Below are 21,683 nucleotides of genomic sequence, written 5' to 3' on the forward strand. Positions count from 1 at the left end.
AGTAGCTCACAAAAAGCCACGATCCCTTCAATTTGCGAACGAAGGCTGGCCACCCTCAATGACGTGCGCCCGTGACCAGGAAATTGAGCAAGCCTGGTCCGTCATCCAGGGCTATGGGCTGCGCCGGGCGCGACAGCTCGGCCAGCACGGCATTGCAGAAGGCCACGGCAGGCGCGTCCTTTGCGTAACAGCGCATCAGCCAATCACCATCGCCGCCCAGCAGCTGCAACGCCACCGCCCGGCCGATGCCCTGTCGGCGGTACTTTTTCAGGATGAACAGGTCGGCCAGTTCGAACGCATCGATGCCCGGCAGTTCGCTGCGCTCGACCAGCACGAAACCGGCGATGAAACCATCTGCCAGCACCAGATACGCGCCCCAGCCATCGGCCTGCCAATATCGTTGCAGGTGCTCGTCATGGATATAGAAGCGGCCGTCCACTTCGACGTCTTCCTGCTCCCAGTCCGAGGACTCGTAGGCGTAGAACTGGTAGAGGTTGCGAATCAGCGGGGCCTGGTCGGCAGTGGTCGCCAGCAGTTCGATGGGCAGCATGATGCGAAGGGCTCGGGTAAAAAGGCGGATTCTAGATCAACAGCCCCTGGCAGCAAAAAGCCCAGGCCCTCCCCGCACGGAAAGGCCCAGGCCAAAACCAGTCATCGATTGATAGGGCTCAACTGTTTTGCAACGCACGCGGGCGATGGCTGCGTGCCTCGGCGTCTGGCGCCTTGGCCGCCTGCAGATGGAAGTCGAACGTCAGCTCGGCAAAACGCTCACCTTCTACGCCGCGATCACGCGCCGCCGCAGCATCCTCGACGAAGCACAGCTCGCCGACCAGCCCGTCACGGGTGGCATAGGCGAAGTCATCCCACAGGTACTTGTCACCAGCCAGGTTTATCTGCGTGGTCAGATGGCGGTGCCCCGGCGCCGAGATGAAGAAGTGCACGTGCGCCGGGCGCTGGCCGTGACGGCCGAGCAGGTTCAGGCATTCCTGGGTCGGCCCCTGCGGGTCGCAGCCGTAACCCGACGGCACGATGGAGCGCGCGCGGTAGCGCCCTTCGGCATCGGTGATGATGCGCCGGCGCAGGTTGTACTCGGTCTGGGTCGAGTCGAAGTACGAATAGGTACCTTGGGTGTTGGCGTGCCACAGGTCGACGGTGGCGCCGGCCAACGGCTTGCCTTCGGCATCGAACACCTGGCCCTGGAGGAACATCACCACACCCGGGTCGCTACCGTCATCCATTCGCGCTTCGCCCTGCGCCAGCGGCGCCCCTGCCACATACAGCGGGCCTTCGATGGTGCGCGGGGTGCCGCCAGTCAGGCCGGCCTCGGCGTCCTTGGCATCCTGCAGCAGGTCGAGGAAGTGCTCGATGCCCAGGCCCGCCGCCAGCAGGCCGGCTTCGTTACGGCCACCCAGGCGATTGAGGTAGTCGACGGCATGCCAGAACTCGTCTTCGGTGATTTCCAGGTCTTCGACCAGGCGTGCAGTGTCTTGCAGCACACGCAGGATGATCTGCTTGAAGCGTGGGTTGCCTTCGGCATGGCCCAGGCCGGCCACTTCCTTGAAGAACGCCTGAACATCGGCAGTATGGGAAATTGTCACGGTCATCGTGCTTGCCTCATCTTGTTCTTGTCAGGTTGACAGGTGCGTCTCAGCGGTCGTCGCTGTGAATCGACGAGGGGTGCCGGCACAGGCCGTCGACCTCGATGTCCATGTAAGGGAACAGCGGCAGCTGCATCAGGGTGTCGTGCAGCGCCTCGACACTGGGCACGTCGAACACGCTGTAGTTGGCGTAGTGCCCGGCAATGCGCCACAGGTGGCGCCAAGTGCCTTCGCGTTGCAGGCGCTGGGCCAGTTCCTTTTCGTCGGCCTTGAGCCGGGCAGCCTTGGCCGGGTCCATGTCGACCGGCAGTTTCACGGTCATCTTCACGTGGAACAGCATGCTGGTATCTCCTTTTTCTGATTTGGCGCGAACACTGTGGGAGCAGGTTTACCCGCGAACACGGGCGAAGCCCGTGCCATCCACCGCGTCGCCTGTTTCGCGGCCAAAGCCGCTCCCACAGGGGTTGTGTGTTCTTTCAGCCAGCGTGACTCAGCGGCGGGCGAAGCGCGCAAGGCGCTGTTCGTCCAAGGTCAGGCCCAGGCCCGGTGTGTGTGGCACGTGCAGCTGGAAGTCGCGGTACAGCGGCGGCTCATTGACGATTTCTTCGGTCAGCAGCAGCGGCCCGAACAGCTCGGTGCCCCAGGTGAGCTGGCGCAGGGTCAGAAAGGCGTGAGCCGAAGCCAGGGTGCCGATCGAGCCTTCGAGCATGGTCCCGCCATACAGGGCGATGCCGGCAGCCTCGGCGATTCGCGCGGTGCGCAGTACGGCGCGAGGGCCGCCGTTCTTGGCTATTTTCAGGGCGAAGATGCTGGCCGCGCCGTCGGCTGCCAGGCTGAAGGCGTCCTCGACGCTTTCGATCGACTCGTCGGCCATGATCGGCGCCGGGCTGCGCTGGTTGAGGCGCACCTGGCCGCTGCGATTGATGCGCGAAATCGGTTGCTCGACAAGGTCGATGCCGTTGTCGCCGAGCACCTGGCAGGCACGGATGGCCTGGGATTCGTCCCAATACTGATTGACGTCGACCCGCACGCTGGCGCTGTCGCCCAGTTCGCGCTTGATCGCCACCACGTGTTTGAGATCCTGGGCCAACGGGTTGGCGCCGATCTTCAGCTTGAACACCCGATGCCGACGAATCTCCAGCATGTGCAAGGCTTCGGCGATGTCGCGGGCGGTGTCGCCGCTGGCCAGGGTCCAGGCCACTTCCAGGCTGTCACGCACGCGGCCACCCAGAAGTTCGCTGACCGGCAGGCCCAGGCGCTTGCCTTGGGCATCGAGCAAGGCACTCTCGATACCCGACTTGGCAAAGGTGTTGCCCTTGGCCAGCTTGTCCAGTTTGAGCATGGCGGCGTTGATGTTGTCTGCCGGCAGGCCGATCAGCGCCGGCGCCAGGTGCGCATCGATGTTGGCCTTGATGCCCTCGGGGCTTTCGTAGCCATAGGCCAGGCCGCCAATGGTGGTGGCCTCGCCGATGCCTTCCACACCATCACTGCAGCGAACACGCAATACCACCAGGGTCTGCTGCTGCATGGTGTGCATCGCCAGCTTGTGCGGGCGAATGGTCGGCAGGTCGACGATAATTGCCTCTATACGTTCAATCAGCGCGCTTGTCATTGTTGCCAGGTCCCGTAGTTTCGGGCTGCCAGCCGCAGGCCCGAGTGGTGCATTTACTTGCTTGTTCAAGGATTGCGCGAGACCCTGATAGCCGTCCAATATCGAATGAATCTCCCACCATACCCTGGAGGTCTGATGGAGCTGCGCCACCTGCGTTACTTCAAGGTCCTGGCCGAAACCCTGAACTTCACTCGCGCCGCCGAGCTGCTGCACATTGCCCAGCCACCGCTGAGCCGGCAGATCAGCCAGCTCGAGGACCAGCTCGGTACTTTGCTGGTGGTGCGCGAGCGCCCGCTGCGGCTGACCGAGGCGGGTCGCTTCTTCTACGAGCAGAGCTGCACCGTGCTGCAGCAGCTGGAGAACATCAGCGACAACACCCGTCGCATCGGCCAGGGCCAGCGTCAGTGGTTGGGGATCGGATTTGCCCCCTCGACCCTGTACAAGGTGCTGCCGGAGCTGATCCGCGAACTGCGTCAGGACAACGAGCTGGAGCTGGGCCTGAACGAGATGACCACGCTGCAGCAGGTGGAGGCGTTGAAAAGCGGGCGCATCGACATCGCCTTCGGGCGCATTCGCATCGATGACCCGGCCATTCACCAGCAAGTGCTGTGCGAAGACCCACTGGTGGCCGTACTGCCCAAGGGCCACCCGCTGGGGAGCAGCCCGCTCACACTCGCCCAGCTGGCTGGCGAGGCGTTCATCCTCTACCCGGCCAACCCGCGGCCCAGCTATGCAGACCATGTGCTGGCGCTGTTCGCGCACCACGGCATGAGCATCCGCGTCAGCCAGTGGGCCAACGAACTGCAGACTGCCATCGGCCTGGTGGCCGTCGGCGTAGGCGTCACGCTGGTGCCGGCGTCGGTGCAGCAGCAGCACCGCACCGATATCGAATATGTAAGCCTGCTCGACAGCGGCGCCGTCAGCCCGATCATCCTCAGCCGGCGCAAGGGCGATGTGAGCCCGATCGTGCGGCGCTGCCTGGCATTGATTGCGCAGCAGGCCGAATGAGCGTGCGCTCCCCGGTCATCATCAACCAACAGGAAACCCAGCATGATTCACGGCAAGACACTGCAAGCATGGTGCAGCTCCCATCCTCTGATCGAAGACCTGGTGGCCCTGCGCGAAACCCGTTGGTTCAACCCGCACATCGCCCCTGCCGCCCAGGCCCTGGCCGATGTCGGCCTTGGCGCCGCCGATGTCAGTGCCGCCAGTGCCCGGCTGGCACGCTTTGCCCCGTACCTGGCCAAGGTGTTCCCGGACACCGCCACCAGCGGCGGCATCATCGAGTCGCCGCTGCGCCCGCTGCCCACCCTGCACGCCACCTTGCTGCAGGCAGCGGGCCTGCCCGCCAGCGGTTCACTCTGGCTCAAGGCCGACAGCGAGCTGCCGATCTCCGGTTCGATCAAGGCCCGGGGCGGTATTCATGAAGTACTCAAGCATGCCGAGGACCTGGCGCTGGAGGCCGGCCTGATCCACCTCGACAGCGATTACCGGGTACTGGCCAGCGACCAGGCCCGGCAATTCTTCAGCCAGTACAAGGTTGCGGTCGGCTCGACCGGCAACCTCGGCCTGTCGATCGGCATCATGAGTGCCAGGCTGGGCTTTCAGGCCACCGTGCACATGTCGGCCGATGCCCGCCAATGGAAGAAGGACAAGCTGCGCGCCCACGGCGTGTGCGTGGTCGAGTACGAAAGCGACTACAGCGTGGCAGTGGAGCAAGGGCGCCAGCAGGCGGCGGCGGACCCGAGCTGCTACTTCGTCGACGACGAGAATTCACCACACCTGTTCCTTGGCTATGCAGTGGCGGCCGAGCGGCTGGCCGCCCAGTTCGAGGCTGCGGGCATCAAGGTAGACGCCCAGCACCCATTGTTCGTCTACCTGCCCTGCGGGGTCGGCGGCGGCCCAGGTGGCGTGGCGTTCGGCCTGAAGCTGATCTGGGGCGACCATGTGCACTGCATCTTCGCCGAGCCCACCCACTCGCCGTGCATGTTCCTGGGGGTGTATAGCGGTTTGCATGATGCCACCAGCGTGCAGGATTTCGGCATCGACAACCTGACCGCCGCCGATGGCCTGGCGGTGGGCCGCCCTTCCGGCTTTGTCGGCAAGGCGATGCAGCGTTTGCTCGATGGTTATTACACGGTCAGCGACGAGGCGCTGTACCGGCTGTTGGTACTGGCCCATGACCAGGAGAACACGCGGCTGGAGCCTTCGGCGCTGGCGGGGATGCCGGGCATGGTCAAGGTGCTTGAATCACCTGAGTACCTGGCGCGCATTGGCCTGTCGGCCGGGCGCATGGAGCGGGCCACGCATCTGGTGTGGGGGACCGGTGGCAGCATGGTGCCGGAGGCAGAGTTTGCGGCCTATCTGGCTAAAGGCAGGGGCTGAGAATTATAGGGGGGGGCAGCGCTGTACCTGTGGGAGCGGGTTCACTCGCGAACACGGGCGAAGCCCGTGCCATATACCGCGGTGCCTGCTTCGCGGGTGAACCCGGCTCCCACAGGGGACCGCGCCAGCTTTCAGATTTGAGCAAGGCAGTTGCTCCTTTGCTGCTAGGCCGGCAGATGATCGCCGCGCAGCCAGTCGATAAACCGCGCAAACAACTCCGACTGCGAGTTGATCTGCAGCTTCAGGTACAGGTTCTTGCGGTGCATGCGCACGGTTTCCGGCGAGATGCCCAGCTCCAGCGCGGTGGACTTCACCGAATGCCCGCGCAGGATCATGTGCGCCACCTCCCGCTCACGGTCGGTCAGCACCTGGCAGCCGAAACTGTCGAACGCCGCCTGCAGGCCGCCACGCTCCGCCGGCGCGGGGCCGGGCTCCAGATGGTGCCGGGCATAGCGCCCCAGCAGTTCGCGCACCATCGGCTCCAGCGCACGCAGCAGGTCGATCTGGCCCGCGCTCAGGCGCGTGCCGCTGCAGCCTTGGAACAGGCTCAGCGACAACTTGCGGCCAGCGCTCAGGTCGACGATGTAGTAGCTGTCTTCACTGCAACCAGTGCCCAGGTAATAAGCCTTGTAGTAATCGCTGTCGAAGAAGTTGTCCGGGGCGATTTCCTGCAGGTGGTAGAAGCCCTCGGCCAGGCCGCTCTGCACGGCCAGGCAGAACGGGTCGAGCAGGTAGCCGGCAGTGAAATAGCGCTCCAGCACGGCGGCGCGGTGCAGGTCGGGGATGCCTTGCTGGTACAGCAGTTGCGGTGCCCGCCCCTGGCACTCGAGGCTGATCATCATCGATTCCACCTGCACCAGCTGGCCGATGGCTGCCGCCACATGGGCCAGCGCCTCGGGCGTTTCGCTGTGGGCCAATGCGCGTTGCAGCGCCGCATGCCATTGCTGCAGCGCGCCCAGTGAAAGGGTAAGCGGGGTGTCGGGAGAGGCCTGGGTCATGCCCGGCAGTCTAGCCTGCCAGGCACGCCCGCGCACAGGCCTTTGCGCCAGGTTCATCGGCCCTGGTACAGGCCAAGCGCCGTGAGTTCGCGCGCGGTTTCGATGATGCACTGGCGCAGGGTTTCGACGATCTCGTCCACCTGCGCATGGGTGACGATCAACGGCGGCGACATCACGTTCAGGTGCATGATCGGCCGCACCAGCAACCCCTTGGCCTGGGCCTTGCTGTGGATGCGTTCGCCAATGTTCACCTCGTCGGCAAACAGCGCCTTGCTGGCCTTGTCGGCAACGAACTCGACACAGGCCATCAGCTTCATGCAGCGCACATCCCCCACCAGCGGCAGCTCGCGCAGGCTTTGCAGGCGCTGTTCCAGGTAAGCGCCAACGTCCTTGACATGCTCCAGCAAATGCTCGCGCTCGATGATCTCGATGTTCTTCAGCGCCGCGGTGCAGCACACCGGGTGGCCACTGTAGGTGAAGCCGTGGGTGAAACAGCGGCCCTTGCCCGGCTCGGCGATCACCTGCCAGATGCGCTCGGAGAAGATGCATGCCCCCAGCGGCAGGTAGGCCGAGGTCAGGCCCTTGGCGGTAGTGATGATATCGGGAGTTACGCCGAACAGTTCCTCGCTGGCGAAAAAGGTGCCCAGGCGCCCGAACGAGGTCACCACTTCGTCGGCGACGAACAGGATGTCGTAGGTCTGGCACAGCTGCCACATGCGCTGGAAGTAGCCCTTGGGCGGAATGATCACCCCACCCGAGCCCATGATCGGCTCGGCGAAGAACGCCGCCACGTTGTCGGCCCCCAGCGAGAGGATCTTGTCCTCGAACTCGGCCACCAGGAAGTCGAGGAACTCGGCCTCGTCCAAGTCGTGCGGGGCACGGTACGGGTTGGGGTTGGACACGTGGTGGATCAGGTCGTGGTGATAATCGAACTCCGGCACCCGGTCAGCGGCCTTGTTGCCGATCGACATGGTCAGCGTGGTGGAGCCGTGGTAGGCGTTGTAGCGGGCGATGATGTGCTTCTTGTGCGGCTTGCCACGGCAGTTCTGGTAGTACTGGATCAGCCGGTAGGCAGTGTCGACCGCGGTCGAGCCGCCGGTGGTGAGGAACACATGGTTCAGGTCACCCGGCGCCAGCTGCGCGAGCTTCTGGCACAGCTCGATGGCCACATCGTTGGCCATGTCGGAGAACGGGTTGGAATAGGCCAGCTGGCGTACCTGGTCGGCGATGGCCAGGGCCATCTCCTCACGGCCCAGGCCAATGTTGGTGCACCACATGCCGCCGACTGCATCGAGGAAGCGGTTGCCGTGGGTATCGCGGATGTAGGCGCCCTCGCCGGCAACGATGTTCAGCGCGCCTTGCTCGCGGTGCTCGTCGAACACATGGTAGCCGTGCATGTAGTGGGCCTTGTCGGCTTCCACCAGCGGGTCGTTGGCAGTGGCGAATGCTTTGCTTGGGGTAGCCATGGGCAGCTCCTTGGCAGTGATCGTTGGGCGGTGTTCAGAAACCGGTCTTGACCGTGCTCCAGACCCGGGTGATGGCGCGCATGTCCTTCGGGCTCTGGGTTTTCTGCGCGAACAGGCGCTCGCGGGTTTGCGCGTCGGGGTAGATGGCCGGGTCCTGGCGGATCTCCTCGCGCACCAACGCCGTGGCGGCAGCGTTGCTGTTGGCGTAGTGGATGTAGTCGGTGACCTTGGCCATGGTCTGCGGCTGCAGCAGGAACTCGATGAAGCGGTGGGCGTTGGCCACGTGCGGTGCATCCTTGGGGATGTACAAGTTGTCGAACCAGATCAGCGAGCCTTCCTGGGGGATGAAGAACGACAGCTTGATGTTCTTCTTCGCTTCCACCGCACGAGCCTGGGCGGTGGCGTAGTCGCCGGACCAGGTCAGGGCCAGGCAGACATCGCCGTTGGGCAGGCTGGTGAGGTAGTTGACCGAGTCGAACTTGCGAATGTACGGGCGAATGCCCAGCAGCAGTTGTTCGGCCGCCTTGAGGTCGGCAGGCGATGCGCTGCGTGGGTCCTTGCCCAGGTACTGCAGGGCCAGCGGGATGACTTCGGTCGGCGCGTCCATCAGGGTGACGCCACAGTCGGCAAAGCGCGAGACGATCCTGGGGTCGAACAGCATGGCCAGCGAGCCGATGGGGGCATCGGGCATGCGCGCGGTGATCTTGTCGACGTTGTAGGTTACCCCCGAGCTGCCCCAGGTGTAGGGCGCCGAGTATTTCAGGCCGGGGTCGTAGCCTTGCAGGTTGTTCACCACCTGCTGGTCGAGGTTGTGCCAGCTGGGCAGTTGCTGCTTGTCCAGTGCCTGGAACACTCCGGCACTGATCAGCGGGGGTACCAGGGAAGCATTCAGCATGACCAGGTCGTAGCCGGAGCGGCCGGTGAGCAGTTTGGTCTGTACCGTTTCGTAGCCGTCGAAGGTGTCGTAGATGACCTTGATGCCGGTGGCCTTCTCGAAGTCGGCCAGGGTGGTTTCGCCGATGTAGTCGGTCCAGTTGTACAACCGCAACGTGTTACCGCTGTCCACCTCTGCCGCCTGGGCCAGGCTGGCGCCAGACGCCAGCAGCAGACCGCCAATCACCTTCAGTACCTTGCGCATGGCAACTCCATCGTGTGAATGCTCGGGATCGAGCCGATGCAGGCACTATCGAGGGATTTGCCGAAGGGGAACATACCCCGAATGTGTGGGTGGTCGTTTTTTGGCAGGTGGATCTCAACAGCCTGCCGAATCTTTGGGGGCTGCTTTGCAGCCCTTTCGCGACACAAGGCCGCTCCCACAGGTTCACTGCCAGCTTCGAAGGCTGCGCAGTCCTTGTGGGAGCGGCCTTGTGTCGCGAAAGGGCCGCAACGCGGCCCCAGTGGCTGGCACAGGAGAAAGGTCAGGTCAGCGGGTACAACGCCTCATCAAACTGCTCAAGGCGCGGGAACACCAGAGGCTGGTCGTCCGAGAGCTGCTCCAGGCGCTGTCGGTACTGCTGCAAAAAGCCCTGCCGCGCCTCGTCACTGATGTACGGCACATGCCAGGCCACGAACGGCGGCAGCACCTCGAAGCCGACGTAGGCCAGCGTACCGCGCAAGATCGGCCGCAGCATGTCCTCCAGCGGCCCATGAATCGCCCCGTCGCCAAACATGTGCTCGCGCCCGCCCAGGGTCACGGTCACCAGCGCTTTCTTGCCTGCCAACCCGCCCTGGTCGTAGAAGCGCTTGCCGCCATAGCACACCCCCGACACCAGCACGCGGTCGATCCAGCCCTTGAGCATGGCCGGCGCCGAGAACCAGAAGATCGGGAAGTTCAGCACCAGCAAGTCGGCCCACAGCAGCTTGTCCAGCTCCTGCTGGATATCCGCGGCAATGGCGCCACGCTTGACCCCCTGGCGCTGCTCCAGGGCATACACCAGGTACTCGGGGTTCTCGCGCTGGGTGAAATCATCGGCACTGGCCACTGGGTTCCAGCCCATGGCGTACAGGTCGCTGACCTGCACCTGGTGGCCCTGGGCGCGGAAGGTTTCCACGGCCTGGTCACGAAGGGCGGCAGTGAACGATTGCGGCTCGGGGTGAGCGTGGACGATCAGTACATTCACAAACATTCTCCTCACACAAAACAGGTTGTCTTCCAGCTGTGGCTCAGCACTGCACCGCTTTCACCTCGACGAACTCCGCCAGGCCCTCCTCGCCCCACTCGCGCCCATTGCCAGACTGCTTGTAACCACCGAACGGTGCCTGGTAGTTGAACCCACCACCGTTGATGAAGCACTGCCCGGCGCGTATCTGCCGCGCCAGGGCCAGGCCGTGTTCGCGGCAACCTGCCCACACCGCGCTGGACAGGCCGAACGGCGAATCGTTGGCCAAGGCCAGCGCCTGGGCCTCGTCGGCATAGGGGATCAGGCACAGCACCGGGCCGAAGATTTCCTCCTGGGCGATACGCATGCAGTTGTCGACATCGGCGAACAAGGTCGGCGCCACGTAGAAGCCACGCTCGAAGCCGGCTGGCGTATCACCGCCGCACAGCAGGCGCGCGCCCTCCTCCTGCCCCAGGCGAATGTAGTCGAGCACGGTGCGCCGCTGGCCTGCCGAACACATCGGGCCTAGGAAGCTGGCCGGGTCACGCGGGTCGCCCATGACCAGCGCACGGGTCTCGGCCTCGGCAATCTCCAGCGCCTCGGCGTAGCGGCTGGCCGGCAGCAGCATGCGGGTCAGGGCCGTGCAGGTCTGCCCCGAGTTGATCATCACGTCCTGCACGCCATGGCGCACCGCCGCGTGCAGGTCGGCGTCGGCGGTGATCAGCAGCGGCGACTTGCCGCCCAGCTCCAGGCACACCCGCTTCACCGTCGGCGCGGCCGCCTGGGCCACGCGCACCCCGGCACCGGTGGAACCGGTGAACGACACCATGTCCACCTGCGGGTGCCGGGCAAGGGCCTCGCCAACCTTGGCCCCCGGCCCGCTGACCAGGTTGAACACCCCGGCCGGCAGGCCGATGGCCTCGATCATCTCGGCCAGCAGGAACGCGTGCAGCGGTGTTTCCTGGCTGGGCTTGACCACCACCGTGCAGCCGGCGGCCAGGGCCGGCGCCAGCTTGCCGATCATCTGGTGCAACGGGTAGTTCCACGGGTTGATGAACGCGCAAACGCCAACGGCCTCGCGGTACACCAGCGAGTTGCCGACTTCGCGCACCTCATCCATCAGCCCGGCCAGTTCGGCATACTGCTCCAGCCCGGCAATCGGGCCCTCGACCTGTACCGCCTGGCACCACTGCACCGGCATGCCCAGTTCATCGGTGATGACCGAGGCCATTTCCGCCGCGCGGCTTTTCAGCTGTGCGGCCAGCGCCGTTATGTACCCGGCACGTACGCCGGACGGTGTACGCGACCAGCCATCGAAGGCCCGCCGCGCGGCCGTCACCGCCCGCTCGACATCGGCCTCCGCGCCCAGCGGCACCCGGCCGATGACCTGTTCGGTGGCCGGGTCGATCACCTCGGCCATGCCCTGCCCGCTCGGTACCTGCCAGGCGCCGTCGATGTACAGCCGCGCATACTCACGCATGGGCCTGCACCTGCATCGATGCCGCGGCGCAGCGGGCAATGCGCTGGCAAGCGTCGGCCAAGGCCTCGTTGCCCAACACCAGGCCCAGGCGGATATGCCCGGCAGCGCTGGGGCCGAATGCTTCGCCGGCGAGCACCGATACGCCCTGGCTGTCGAGCAGGCGGTCGGCGAAGGCCTGGGCGCTGAGGCCGGTCTCGCGGATGTCGACCATCACGAACATGCCGCCATCGGGCTTGAGCACCTTGATGCCCGGGCAACCGGCCAACTGCTCGCACACCAGGTCGCGGCGCTGGCGATAGGCCTCGCGCATGCTGTCGAGCTCGGGCAGTTGCTGCTCCAGTGCCACCACGGCGGCGTCCTGGATGAAGTCCGGCGAGCCATACAGCATGCACAGCGCCAGGTTCTCCAGGTGGGCGGCCAGTTCGCTCGAACCAACCACCCAACCCACCCGCCAACCGGTCATGGCATGCGACTTCGACAGGCTGTTGAGGGTGGCGGTGCGCTCGGCCATGCCCGGCAGGCTGCCGGGGCTGACATGCTCGCCGTCGTACAACAGCTCGCTGTACACCTCGTCGGAGATCAGCCACAGATCGTGGGCGATGCACAGTTCGGCCAGCGCTTCCCAGGTGGCACGCGGCAGGCTTGCCCCCGAGGGGTTGTGCGGGCTGTTCAGGGCCAGGGCGCGAGTGCGCGAGGTGATGCGCGCGGCCACGTCACGGGGGCAAACGCGGAAGCCGTTCTCCGGCTTGACCGGCACCGGCACCACCTTGGCGCCACAGGCCCCGAACACCGCCTCGTAGGTCACGTACATGGGCTCGGCGACAATCACCTCGTCACCCGGGTCGAGCACGCACTGGGCCACGCAGTACAGCGCACACTGGGCCCCCGCCAGTACCGTCACCTGGTCGGCATCGACGGCCTGGCCGCTGCGCTGGCGGTGGCGGTTGGCGATGGCCTGGCGCAGCGCCAGCTTGCCGCGCACATCGGCGTAATGAGTGTGGCCCGCCCGCAGGCTGTCGATGGCCGCCTCGACGATCGGCGCGGGGGTGTCGAAGTCCGGGTCACCCACCGACAGCAGCAGGATATCCTTGCCCTCGGCCTGCAGCGCCAAGGCGCGGTAGTGGATGTCCCAGGCCGCGGCCCCGTCGCCGGCGATGCGTTGAGTGAGCTTGGCGTAGCGCATGGCAATCTCCCTTCATTGGCGGTTTCAGTCGACGAGAATCTTCGGGTTGGAACTGCCCCATACGGTGTAGAGGTCGGCGAGCAGCGCGCCGTTGATTTCCTCTATCTCGGCCTGTGTGATCTCTCCCCCGGCCTGTTTGCCGAACAGCACCACTTCGTTGCCACCCTTGACATCGGGGAAGTCGGTGACATCGACCATCAAGGTGTTCATCGACACCTTGCCCACTACTGGCACACGGTGGCCGTTGATCAGCACATGGCCTTTGTTGGTGAACACCCGGCGATAGCCATCGGAGTAGCCGACGGTGATGTTCGCCAGGCGCGAATCACGCGCCAGGGTAAAGGTGCGGTCGTAGCCGACGGTGTTGCCAGCCGGGTAGCTGTGCACCGCTGCCACGTGCGACTTGAACTGCATGACACGTTGATATTCGGTATGCGTCGGCACGGTGTCGCCGAACAACGCGCCGCCGGTGCGCACCATGTCCAGGCGCGCTTCGGGCACTTCCAGCGTAGCGAAGGAGTTGGCGGCATGCAGGGTGAGCTTGCTGCGATCAAGTTTGGCGTGCTTGATCAGCCAGTCGGTCTGTTCGTTGAACGCTGCCAGGCCTTTGCGCACATCGTCCTTGTCTTCCACGGCAAAGTGGGTCATCAGCGCGACCAGCTGGAGGTGCTTCTGGTCGGTGATCTGCAGCGCTTCACCACGGCCGGACCAGGTAGCCATCTCCACGCCGTTGCGGCTCATGCCACTGGAATTGAGCGCCAGATGGATGCGCAGGGTCTTGCCGTGGCGTTCGGCGAGGGCATCGAGCTGGCGGGCGAACTCGGCGCTGCCGACCAGTTCTTCCATGTCGTACTGCAAGGCATCTTCAACTTCGCCGAGGCTGGCCAGGCGTACCCGCACCAGTTGCCCGGTAAAGCCACTGGCGCGCACCACCCGGGCCTCTTCGTTGCTGGCCACCGCCACGCAAGGCACGCCCTGGGCGATGATCGACGGCATCACCAGACCGATGCCATGGCCATAGGCATCGGCCTTGAGCACGGCGCACAGTTTGGACTTGCCGCCCAGCTCGGCCTGCAGGGTGCGGATGTTGTGTTGCAGGGCGCCGGCACTGATTTCGACCCAGGCGTTGCTGTTCTGCACGGTCAGGGCCGTGGTGCCGTTGTCCATCGACAGGGGTGGTGCGGCGTACAGCGGGGCCTGGCCGGTGATCAGCAGAGCGAGGGATGCAGCCAGGAGGGTACGGCGAAATGGCATGGTGGTTTCTCTTGTTGTTCGTGGTGTCTGCCGCTTAGCAGACGCAGGTGTGTTTGAGCTCGATGAAGGTGACGCCGGGGGTGGCGAAACCGCTGGCCAGATCGGCCTGCAGCGCATCCAGATCACGCGGCTGGCGCACCGTGCAACCAAAGGCACGGGCCAGGCCGATGAAGTCCGGATTGCGCGGCAGTACGCCGACCGGCTCGATGTCCAGGCCAAGCATGTCGTCACGGATCTGGCCAAGGGCGTCATTGTTCCACAACAGCACGACCAACGGTCGGTCCAGCTCCTCGACTGCCGTGGCCAGTTCCTGGACGGTGTAAAGGAAGCCGCCGTCGCCCACCAGCACCAGGCCTGGGCGGTGGTCGCTGGCGAACATGCCGCCGATGCCGGCCGGCAGGCCGTAGCCGAGGGTGCCGTAACCGGTGGGGTGCAGCCAGCTGCGCGGCGCCCGGCTGGCGAAGGCGTAGTTGCCGGTATAGGCCAGTTGGGTCATGTCGCTGCTGATGAAGGCGTCATCGGGCAGCACGGCGGCAATACGGTCGAGGATTGCCTGGTGCACGGCCTGCAGCGGCGCATGCCCGTTGCGGATGGCCAGCCGCAGGTTGGCCACGGCTTCGCTGGCCTGGGCCGGGTCACGGTCCAGCGCTGGCAGGTGCTCGAGCAGGCCGGCCAGGGTTTGCCGGGCATCGCCGTGCAGCGCAATGGCACAGGGGTAGAAGTCATTGAACTTGCGCGGATCGATGTCCACGCGCAGCAGCTCGCCGCTGATCGGCAGGCGCTCGCGCCAGAAGTCGGTGTCGGCCATTTCGGTACCCACTGCCAGCACCACATCGGCCTGGCTGATCAGCTGCCAGCCGGGCTCGACGCACAGGCTGGCGCCGGCATTCAGTGGTGCGTCCGCTGGCAGCAGGCCCTTGCCGGCCACGCTGGTGAACAGTGGGGCTGCCAGCCGGGTGCTCAGTTGCTGCAACTGCTCGGCCGCGTGCAATGCCCCACCACCGGCAATGATCATCGGGCGCCTGGCGGCTGCCAGCTTCACGGCAGCCTGGTCGAGGATGTCACGGCACGGCTGGCCGCGCCCGGGGCGGCGCACCACCTCATCGCTCCAGTCACGGCTGACCGGTGCGGCCAGCACGTCCAGCGGCACCGAGATATGCACCGGGCGCGGCCGTTCGCTGTCGAACACGGCCCAGGCACGAGCGATCAGCTCGGGCAGATCGTCACCGCGCAGGGCCACGGCGGAGAACGCGGTAATCGGCGCGGTCATGGCGCGCTGGTCCTGGGTTTCGTGCAGGCAGCCCCAGCCCTTGCCCAGGCTGGCAGTGTGGTTGACGCTGGAAATCACCAGCATAGGGATGGAGTCGGCATAGGCCTGGCCGATGGCCGTGGCGGCATTGGTCACGCCCGGGCCGGTGATGACGAAGCATACCCCCGGTTTGCCGCTTACCCGGGCATAGCCGTCGGCCATGAAGCCGGCGCCCTGCTCGTGGCGGGTCAGCACATGACGGATGCCACTGCCCGGCAGACCGCGGTACAGCTCCAGAGTGTGCACGCCGGGGATGCCGAATACCGTTTCCACGCCATAGTTGGCCAGCAGGCGCACCAACGCCTGGCCGGCGGTCGGGGTGTGCTTATTCATGTCGTTCTCCTTGCGCCTGGCCGAGGCGGATCAGCGCATCGACCGCAGTGGTGCCGTGGGCACCTACCATCAATGGGTTCACATCCAGCTCCAGTAATTGCCCGGCGTTTTCGCAGGCGTAGTCGGCCACCGCGCGGATAGCCGCAACCAATGCGTCGAGGTCGGCGGCCGGGCGGCCACGGAAGCCTTGCAGCAGGCTGGCACTGCGCAGGCCGAGCAGCGCGCCACGGATGGCGTCGTCGGTGGTCGGCAACAACAGGCTGACGCTGTCCTTGAGCAGCTCGACCAGCACGCCACCGGCACCGATCACCAGGGCCAGGGCGAAGTCGTGCTCGCGCTTGATGCCGACGATCAATTCGGCCAGCGGCGGCTCGGCCATCGGTTCGAGCAGCACCTGGTCGAACGCTACCTGCGGGGCGTAGGCGGCGATGCGCTGGCGCATCTGCACCAGCGCAACCTCGAGGGCAGCGGCATCGCGCAGGTTCAGCGCCACCGCGCCGGCTTCGGTCTTGTGCGGCAGTTGCGCGCTGACCGCCTTCAATACCAGCGGGTAGCCGACGCGGGCGGCATCTGCCACGGCACGCTCGGGTGTGCTCAACACCCCTGCCGGTACCGGCAGGCCGAAGGCACGCAGGGCTTGCTTGGATTGCCATTCGTCCAGCAGCTGGCCCTCGCCCGCGATGGTCTGGGGGCACAGCGGCACCCGTGCGGCCTCACCCTGTTCCAGCAGCCGCTGGCGGTTGCGCTGGTAGGCGACGATGCGGCCCCAGGCTGCCAGGCCATCCTCCACACCCTGCAGGGCGGCGATGCCACGCGCGTGCAAACGCTCGCGCGCGCAGGCGGGCAACAGCTCCGGGAATGCCGAGGTGACGAAGCCGATCTTGCCGTGGCGCTCCAACGCATCGCAGTACAGTGCCAGCAGCAGGTCGCATTCCTTGCGTTCGCCGGTGAACGCCGCCGGGTAGTCCAGCACCAGCATGGCCGCGTCGGCTGCGCCGCTCAGGGTGCTGTCGAGCATGCGTTGCAGGGCCGCTGCATCACCCCAGATGGCAGTGGTGAAATCCAGTGGGTTGACCAGGTTGGCATAGGCCGGCAGCACCTCGGCCAACTGCGCCACCTGTCCTTGTTCGAGCTTTGGCAGGACCAGCTGGTTGCGCTCGGCATAGTCGGCGATCAAGCCGGCATCGCCACCGGAACAAGCCAGGGCTATCAGCTCGCCATTCACCGGCAGGCGGCCACAGGCGGCGGCCTTGAGGGTTTCGACGAAGCTCACCGGGCCACTGACGCGGATCACGCCCAGGCGCTGGAACAGGCTGTCGTACAAGGCATCGGAGCCGGACAGCGAGCTTGTGTGGCTGAGCGCCAGTTCGGCGCCGATCTGCGACACGCCGGTCTTCAGCGCAATGATCGGCGTGCCCTGCTGCAATGCCTTGCAGGCGGCACGGGCGAAGCCCGGCACGTTCTTCAGGCCTTCCAGGTGCAGGCCGATGGCGGTTACCCGTGGGTCGTCGAGCAGCACGTCCATCAGCTCGGCCACGCCCAGTTGTGCCTGGTTGCCGACAGAGGCCATGTAGGCCACCGGCAGCGAGCGGTCGCTCATCGACAGGTTGTAGGCGAAGTTGCCGCTCTGGGTGAGGATCGCCACGCCCTTCTCCACTTGCTGGCCACCATGGGCCACCGGCCACAGGGCAGCGCCGTGCAGGTAGTCGAGCAGGCCGTAGCAGTTGGGGCCGAGCAAGGCCATGTTACCGGCGGCGGCCAGCAGGCGCTGCTGCAGCTGGCCGCCCTCTTCGCCGCTTTCGGCAAAGCCTGAGGCATAGCAGATGGCGCCACCGGCGCCGCGTGCGGCCAGCTCGGCAACGCACTGCAGAGTCAGTTCGCGGTTGGTGGCGATGAACACCGCGTCCGGGGCATAGGGCAAGTCGGCCACCCGCGCCACACAGGGGATACCTTCGAGGCTGTCATGCTGCGGGTTGACCAGCCACAGCTCGCCGCCAAAGCCACCTTCGGCGCAGCGCTTGAGCGCCCGCGCCATGCTGCGCCCGCCGACGAAGGCCAGGTGCCGGGGTGCCAGCAGGCGCTTGAGGTTGTCACGAATCGAATGCGACATGGGTGTTCTCCTGGCGCTCAGCGCAGCAGCGGGCGCAGCAGTTCGCGGGCGATGATGTGCCGCTGGATTTCCGAGGTGCCTTCCCAGATGCGCTCGATGCGTGCGTTGCGCCAGATGCGCTCGACCGGCCCTTCATCCATCAGGCCCATGCCGCCGAAGATCTGCACGGCTTCGTCGGCAACCTTGCCCAGCACTTCGCTGGCGAACAGCTTGGCCATGCCGGCCTCGCCATCGGTCATGCTGCCCTGGTCCATCTTCCAGGCGGTGTGCAGGGTGAGCATTTCCGCAGCGCGAATCTGCGTGGCCATGTCGGCCAGCTTGAACGACACCCCCTGGTAGCTGCCGATGGCCTGGCCGAACTGCTTGCGGTCGGCAGCCCATTGCAGCGACAGGTCGAGGGCACGCTGGGCCTGGCCCACGCAGTTGGCGGCGACCATCACCCGGCCGGCGGTGAGCCAGGCGTTGGCCACTTCCCAGCCCTTGCCGACCTCGCCCAGCACCTTGCTGGCCGGCACCCGGCAGTCGTCGAAGAACAGCTCGTAGGTGTGGTAGCCACGGTTGCTCACGCACTTGGGGCCACGGCGAATGGTCATGCCCGGCGTGCCACGGTCGACCAGGAAGGCCGTTACCGCGTTGCGCTTGCGCCCGTTGTGCTCGTAGGTGTCGGTGACGGCGAAGACGATGGCGAAATCGGCGTGGCCGGCATGGCTGATGAAGTGCTTGCTGCCGTTGATGACGAAGTCGTCACCCTGGCGCACGGCACGGGTCTTGATGGCGTTGGCATCGGAGCCGGCGCCCGGCTCGGTGAGGGCGAAGCAATCGATCTTCTCACCCTGCACGCAGGGCAACAGGTAGTCGTTGATCTGCTCGTCCTTGCAGGCCATGAGGATTTTCGATGGCCGCGCGACGAACACGTGCAGGGCCCAGGACACCTTGGACAGTTCGCGCTCGATCAGCGCCTGGGACAGATAGTCCAGGCCACCGCCGCCGACCTCCTCGGGCATGTTGAAGGCATAGAACCCGGCGGCGATGGCCTTGCCGCGGATCTGCGCAGCCAGCTCGGGCGACACGGCATCGGCGCGGTCCACTGCCTCCTCATGGGGCAGCAGCTCCTTGGCGACAAAACTGCGTACCGCTTCCACCAACATTTCTTGTTCTTGGGTCAGTTGGAAATTCATCTGCGAAGGTCCTGGTGAGGGTCGGTTATCGGGTTACTGGCCGGTGAAACGGGGTGCGCGGCGCTCCACCGACGCTCGCAGCGCCTCGGCACCGTCCTGGCTGCGGCCGCACAGCAGGCCGGCCTGGCGCTCGGCTTCCAGCTGCTCGGCCAGGGTGCGCCGGGCGCCATCGCGGATCAGCCGTTTGGTCTGCGCGTAGGCGAAGGTAGGGCCATTGGCCAGGCGCCCGGCCAGCTCGGCGGCCACGGCGGGCAGTTGCTCGTCGGCACAGACTTCGCTGACCAGCCCGGCCGCCAAGGCACGTTCGGCACCCCACAGCTCATCGAGGAACAACAGGCGCTTGGCCTGCTCGCTGCCGATCAGCCGTGGCAGGTGCCAGCTGGCACCGGCGTCGGGGCTGTAGCCCATGCTGGTGTAGCCGGCCTTGAAGCGCGCCGAGGCCGCGGCGATGCGCAGGTCGCAGCACAGGCTGAGGTCCATGCCACCGCCCACGGCGGTGCCGTTGATGGCAGCGATGGTGGGCTTGTCGAGGCTGTGCAGGCGCAACATCAGTGCGTGGGCGGTTTCGGTCCAGCCGTAGCTTTCCAGGGTGCCCTGGGCCTCGGCCGCGGCCCATTCGGCAAGGTCGGCACCGGCGCAGAAGCTGCGGCCGCTGCCGGTCAGCACCACCACGCGCACGGCCGGGTCGCTGTTGCAGGTTTCCAGCAGAGTGTGCAGTTGCTTGAGGGTGGGGATGTCCAGCGCATTGCGCTGCTCGGGGCGGTTGAGGGTGATCCAGGCAACGCCGGCTTCGACCTTGCTCAACAGTGACGACGACGGGGTGGTCATGGGGGGCCTCGGTGTTGTTGTGATGGTTTGAGAGGGCTTGATGAGGGAGATACTAAACGAGTGTTCAACAAGGCGGCAATTGGGCGGGGATGGGGCTGTAACAACGCTTGAAAACGATATATGTCGTTGTTTTTATTAGTCTTATTTGTTGGATCAAGGTTGAGATAGGAGGTGGTTGTTACAACTTTGTACAACTGGCGGATTGCTGGGGGCGCATTGCGCCCCATCGCGACACAAGGCCGCTCCCACAAGTCATTCGCAGACTTCAGGTCTGCGCGTTACCTGTGGGAGCGGCCTTGCGTCGCGATGGGCTGCGTAGCAGCCCCGAGATTGAAACCTCAAACCCCCGGCACGCTCGGCTCGAAGGCCCCCTGCCGACGGCGGTTGACGAAGAAGTACGCCGCATAGCACAGGGCAATGAAGCCAAAGCCCCAGTACAACGACGGCCGCTGGGTTTCATCCAGCGCCAGGAACACGAACAGCGAGCTGCACAGGGTGATGCACAGCAGCGGCACCAGCGGGTAAAGCGGCGCCTTGTACTTCAGGTCCTGCAGCTGCCCACCATCACGCAGGTAGACCTTGCGGAAGCGGTACTGCGCCAGGGCAATGACAATCCAGGTCACGGTGCCTGACATGCCACTCACCGCCATCAACACCATGAACAGGGTGTCGGCAGCAATGAAACTGGTCATCAGCGAGATCAGCGCAAAGCACAGGGTGATGCTCAGCGCCCGCAACGGCACGCCACGCTTGCTCAACGGCGACAGGCTTTTCGGCGCCATGCCGCTCTTGGACATGGCCCAGAGGATGCGCGTGGAGGCATACAGCCCGGAGTTGCCCACCGAAAGGATGGCGGTGAGGATGACGAAGTTCATCAGGTCGGCGGCAAAGGGAATGCCGACCATGTCGAACACCTGCACGAACGGGCTTTCCATCAGCCCGGCCTGCTCGAACGGCACGATGGCCGAGAGCACGGCAATCGCCAGCACGTAGAAGATCAGCACGCGGAACACCACGTTGCGCACAGCCCGCGGGATGCTCTTTTCCGGGTGCTCGGTCTCGCCGGCCGCCACTCCCATGATTTCACAGCCCTGGAAGGCATAGACCACGGTCATCATCACTGCGAACACTGCCGACAGGCCATGGGGGAACAGCGACTCGCCCACCAGGTTGTCCAGCATCGGGGCCGGCGCCCCGCTGCTCAGCGGGATGGCGCCAAAGATTACCAGCAGGCCGATGATGATGAAGCCGAGTATGGTTGCCACCTTGATCCCCGAGAACCAGTACTCCGCCTCGCCGAAGGCACGGGTGGCCAGGGCGTTGAGGCCGAACAGCACGACCACGAACAGCGCCGACCAATACCATATCGGCACCTCCGGGAACCAGCGGGTCATCAGCATGCCGGCGGCAGTGAACTCCAGGCCCACGGTGGTGGCCCAGCTCATCCAGTACACCCAGCCGATCATGAAGCCGGTGGCCGGGCCGATGAACCTGGTGGCGTGGGCCTGGAACGAACCGGACACCGGCATCTGCACCGACAGCTCGCCCAGGCAGACCATCACCAGGTACATCAGCAAACCCGCGACCAGGTAGGCCAGGATCGCGCCTATCGGGCCACCCTGGTTGATGGTCACGCCCGAGCCCATGAACAGCCCGGTGCCGATCACCCCGCCCAGCGACAGCATGAAGATGTGTCGGCTTTTCAGCGCACGGGTGAGCTGGATCTTTTCGCGGTTGTCAGTCATGGCGCACCTCGCCTTTGCGGCCGGTGCCAGGCCGCGCGGGGGTGCCGCGCGTTGTGGTAGGAAGGAGGGGCTGAGCGCTACGGCATGTCATTATTCTTGTCTCCA

Annotated in this window: 18 protein-coding genes; 2 read left to right on the forward strand and 16 right to left on the reverse strand. The window is 65.4% G+C overall.

All coding sequences use genetic code 11. The features are described 5' to 3' along the window. Window positions 1-55 precede the first annotated feature (55 nt). From IRZ77_RS03810 to IRZ77_RS03825, 4 genes are all read right to left on the reverse strand, one after another. Window positions 56-550, reverse strand: a complete 495-nt coding sequence (locus IRZ77_RS03810) for a GNAT family N-acetyltransferase (protein ID WP_196172974.1) — start codon at window positions 548-550, stop codon at window positions 56-58. Between the two features lie 118 nt (window positions 551-668). Continuing rightward, window positions 669-1,604, reverse strand: a complete 936-nt coding sequence (catA, locus tag IRZ77_RS03815; protein WP_196172976.1) for a catechol 1,2-dioxygenase — start codon at window positions 1,602-1,604, stop codon at window positions 669-671. Between the two features lie 43 nt (window positions 1,605-1,647). Then, window positions 1,648-1,938 carry a muconolactone Delta-isomerase gene (gene catC, locus IRZ77_RS03820; RefSeq protein WP_013973066.1) on the reverse strand — a complete coding sequence of 97 codons (291 nt, stop codon included), beginning with the start codon at window positions 1,936-1,938 and terminating at the stop codon, window positions 1,648-1,650. Between the two features lie 150 nt (window positions 1,939-2,088). Beyond that, window positions 2,089-3,210: a muconate cycloisomerase family protein gene (locus IRZ77_RS03825; RefSeq protein WP_196172977.1), complete on the reverse strand. Its 1,122-nt coding sequence runs from the start codon at window positions 3,208-3,210 to the stop codon at window positions 2,089-2,091. Between the two features lie 135 nt (window positions 3,211-3,345). On the opposite strand from IRZ77_RS03825, the gene catR reads away from it, so the two are divergent. Then, a complete protein-coding gene (catR, locus tag IRZ77_RS03830; protein WP_196172978.1) occupies window positions 3,346-4,218 on the forward strand; it encodes an HTH-type transcriptional regulator CatR in 873 nt (290 codons plus the stop codon). A 42-nt stretch (window positions 4,219-4,260) separates the two neighbouring features. Next, window positions 4,261-5,595: a D-serine ammonia-lyase gene (locus IRZ77_RS03835; protein ID WP_196172979.1), complete on the forward strand. Its 1,335-nt coding sequence runs from the start codon at window positions 4,261-4,263 to the stop codon at window positions 5,593-5,595. A gap of 164 nt (window positions 5,596-5,759) precedes the next feature. Here the strand turns inward: IRZ77_RS03835 and IRZ77_RS03840 are convergent, their stop codons facing one another. The 12 genes from IRZ77_RS03840 to IRZ77_RS03895 all read right to left on the reverse strand — a co-directional run bounded on the left by IRZ77_RS03840 (window position 5,760) and on the right by IRZ77_RS03895 (window position 21,578). After that, a complete protein-coding gene (locus IRZ77_RS03840; protein WP_230384923.1) occupies window positions 5,760-6,593 on the reverse strand; it encodes a helix-turn-helix transcriptional regulator in 834 nt (277 codons plus the stop codon). A 53-nt stretch (window positions 6,594-6,646) separates the two neighbouring features. Next, window positions 6,647-8,059 (reverse strand): aminotransferase, encoded by a 1,413-nt coding sequence (locus tag IRZ77_RS03845; RefSeq protein ID WP_085599165.1) that lies wholly within the window; start codon window positions 8,057-8,059, stop codon window positions 6,647-6,649. A 34-nt stretch (window positions 8,060-8,093) separates the two neighbouring features. Beyond that, on the reverse strand, window positions 8,094-9,197 hold the full coding sequence (locus IRZ77_RS03850; protein ID WP_046615228.1) for a polyamine ABC transporter substrate-binding protein: 1,104 nt from the start codon (window positions 9,195-9,197) through the stop codon (window positions 8,094-8,096). A 280-nt stretch (window positions 9,198-9,477) separates the two neighbouring features. Continuing rightward, window positions 9,478-10,179 carry an NAD(P)H-dependent oxidoreductase gene (locus tag IRZ77_RS03855; protein ID WP_108480630.1) on the reverse strand — a complete coding sequence of 234 codons (702 nt, stop codon included), beginning with the start codon at window positions 10,177-10,179 and terminating at the stop codon, window positions 9,478-9,480. A 43-nt stretch (window positions 10,180-10,222) separates the two neighbouring features. After that, window positions 10,223-11,638 (reverse strand): aldehyde dehydrogenase family protein, encoded by a 1,416-nt coding sequence (locus tag IRZ77_RS03860; RefSeq protein WP_196172980.1) that lies wholly within the window; start codon window positions 11,636-11,638, stop codon window positions 10,223-10,225. Then, window positions 11,631-12,821, reverse strand: coding sequence for a pyridoxal phosphate-dependent aminotransferase (locus IRZ77_RS03865; RefSeq protein WP_196172981.1), 1,191 nt, complete (start codon window positions 12,819-12,821; stop codon window positions 11,631-11,633). The genes IRZ77_RS03860 and IRZ77_RS03865 overlap by 8 nt, the downstream gene beginning before the upstream one ends. Before the next feature lie 24 nt (window positions 12,822-12,845). Next, complete coding sequence (gene alr / locus IRZ77_RS03870; protein WP_046615225.1) at window positions 12,846-14,075, reverse strand: alanine racemase; 1,230 nt, start codon at window positions 14,073-14,075, stop codon at window positions 12,846-12,848. A 34-nt stretch (window positions 14,076-14,109) separates the two neighbouring features. After that, the gene (locus IRZ77_RS03875; RefSeq protein ID WP_046615224.1) at window positions 14,110-15,717 is read right to left on the reverse strand and encodes a 5-guanidino-2-oxopentanoate decarboxylase; all 1,608 of its coding nucleotides are present in this window, start codon (window positions 15,715-15,717) and stop codon (window positions 14,110-14,112) included. Beyond that, the gene (locus tag IRZ77_RS03880; protein ID WP_196172982.1) at window positions 15,710-17,827 is read right to left on the reverse strand and encodes an acetate--CoA ligase family protein; all 2,118 of its coding nucleotides are present in this window, start codon (window positions 17,825-17,827) and stop codon (window positions 15,710-15,712) included. Before IRZ77_RS03880 ends, IRZ77_RS03875 begins: the two co-directional genes overlap by 8 nt. 17 nt (window positions 17,828-17,844) lie before the next feature. Beyond that, on the reverse strand, window positions 17,845-19,005 hold the full coding sequence (locus IRZ77_RS03885) for an acyl-CoA dehydrogenase family protein (protein WP_015270769.1): 1,161 nt from the start codon (window positions 19,003-19,005) through the stop codon (window positions 17,845-17,847). 33 nt (window positions 19,006-19,038) lie between these two features. Next, the gene (locus tag IRZ77_RS03890) at window positions 19,039-19,833 is read right to left on the reverse strand and encodes an enoyl-CoA hydratase/isomerase family protein (RefSeq protein ID WP_085599175.1); all 795 of its coding nucleotides are present in this window, start codon (window positions 19,831-19,833) and stop codon (window positions 19,039-19,041) included. A 338-nt stretch (window positions 19,834-20,171) separates the two neighbouring features. Next, the gene (locus tag IRZ77_RS03895) at window positions 20,172-21,578 is read right to left on the reverse strand and encodes an amino acid permease (RefSeq protein ID WP_135003147.1); all 1,407 of its coding nucleotides are present in this window, start codon (window positions 21,576-21,578) and stop codon (window positions 20,172-20,174) included. Between the last annotated feature and the right edge of the window lie 105 nt (window positions 21,579-21,683).

This window comes from Pseudomonas pudica, from assembly GCF_015680405.1.
Classification (GTDB): Bacteria; Pseudomonadota; Gammaproteobacteria; order Pseudomonadales; family Pseudomonadaceae; genus Aquipseudomonas; species Aquipseudomonas pudica.

What these genes read in the sequence shown, in the direction of transcription:
- IRZ77_RS03810 (WP_196172974.1), bottom strand. Translation starts at nt 550, where the DNA reads ATGCTGCCCATCGAACTGCTGGCGACCACTGCCGACCAGGCCCCGCTG.
- catA (WP_196172976.1), bottom strand. Translation starts at nt 1,604, where the DNA reads ATGACCGTGACAATTTCCCATACTGCCGATGTTCAGGCGTTCTTCAAG.
- catC (WP_013973066.1), bottom strand. Translation starts at nt 1,938, where the DNA reads ATGCTGTTCCACGTGAAGATGACCGTGAAACTGCCGGTCGACATGGAC.
- IRZ77_RS03825 (WP_196172977.1), bottom strand. Translation starts at nt 3,210, where the DNA reads ATGACAAGCGCGCTGATTGAACGTATAGAGGCAATTATCGTCGACCTG.
- catR (WP_196172978.1), top strand. Translation starts at nt 3,346, where the DNA reads ATGGAGCTGCGCCACCTGCGTTACTTCAAGGTCCTGGCCGAAACCCTG.
- IRZ77_RS03835 (WP_196172979.1), top strand. Translation starts at nt 4,261, where the DNA reads ATGATTCACGGCAAGACACTGCAAGCATGGTGCAGCTCCCATCCTCTG.
- IRZ77_RS03840 (WP_230384923.1), bottom strand. Translation starts at nt 6,593, where the DNA reads ATGACCCAGGCCTCTCCCGACACCCCGCTTACCCTTTCACTGGGCGCG.
- IRZ77_RS03845 (WP_085599165.1), bottom strand. Translation starts at nt 8,059, where the DNA reads ATGGCTACCCCAAGCAAAGCATTCGCCACTGCCAACGACCCGCTGGTG.
- IRZ77_RS03850 (WP_046615228.1), bottom strand. Translation starts at nt 9,197, where the DNA reads ATGCGCAAGGTACTGAAGGTGATTGGCGGTCTGCTGCTGGCGTCTGGC.
- IRZ77_RS03860 (WP_196172980.1), bottom strand. Translation starts at nt 11,638, where the DNA reads ATGCGTGAGTATGCGCGGCTGTACATCGACGGCGCCTGGCAGGTACCG.
- IRZ77_RS03865 (WP_196172981.1), bottom strand. Translation starts at nt 12,821, where the DNA reads ATGCGCTACGCCAAGCTCACTCAACGCATCGCCGGCGACGGGGCCGCG.
- alr (WP_046615225.1), bottom strand. Translation starts at nt 14,075, where the DNA reads ATGCCATTTCGCCGTACCCTCCTGGCTGCATCCCTCGCTCTGCTGATC.
- IRZ77_RS03875 (WP_046615224.1), bottom strand. Translation starts at nt 15,717, where the DNA reads ATGAATAAGCACACCCCGACCGCCGGCCAGGCGTTGGTGCGCCTGCTG.
- IRZ77_RS03880 (WP_196172982.1), bottom strand. Translation starts at nt 17,827, where the DNA reads ATGTCGCATTCGATTCGTGACAACCTCAAGCGCCTGCTGGCACCCCGG.
- IRZ77_RS03885 (WP_015270769.1), bottom strand. Translation starts at nt 19,005, where the DNA reads ATGAATTTCCAACTGACCCAAGAACAAGAAATGTTGGTGGAAGCGGTA.
- IRZ77_RS03890 (WP_085599175.1), bottom strand. Translation starts at nt 19,833, where the DNA reads ATGACCACCCCGTCGTCGTCACTGTTGAGCAAGGTCGAAGCCGGCGTT.
- IRZ77_RS03895 (WP_135003147.1), bottom strand. Translation starts at nt 21,578, where the DNA reads ATGACTGACAACCGCGAAAAGATCCAGCTCACCCGTGCGCTGAAAAGC.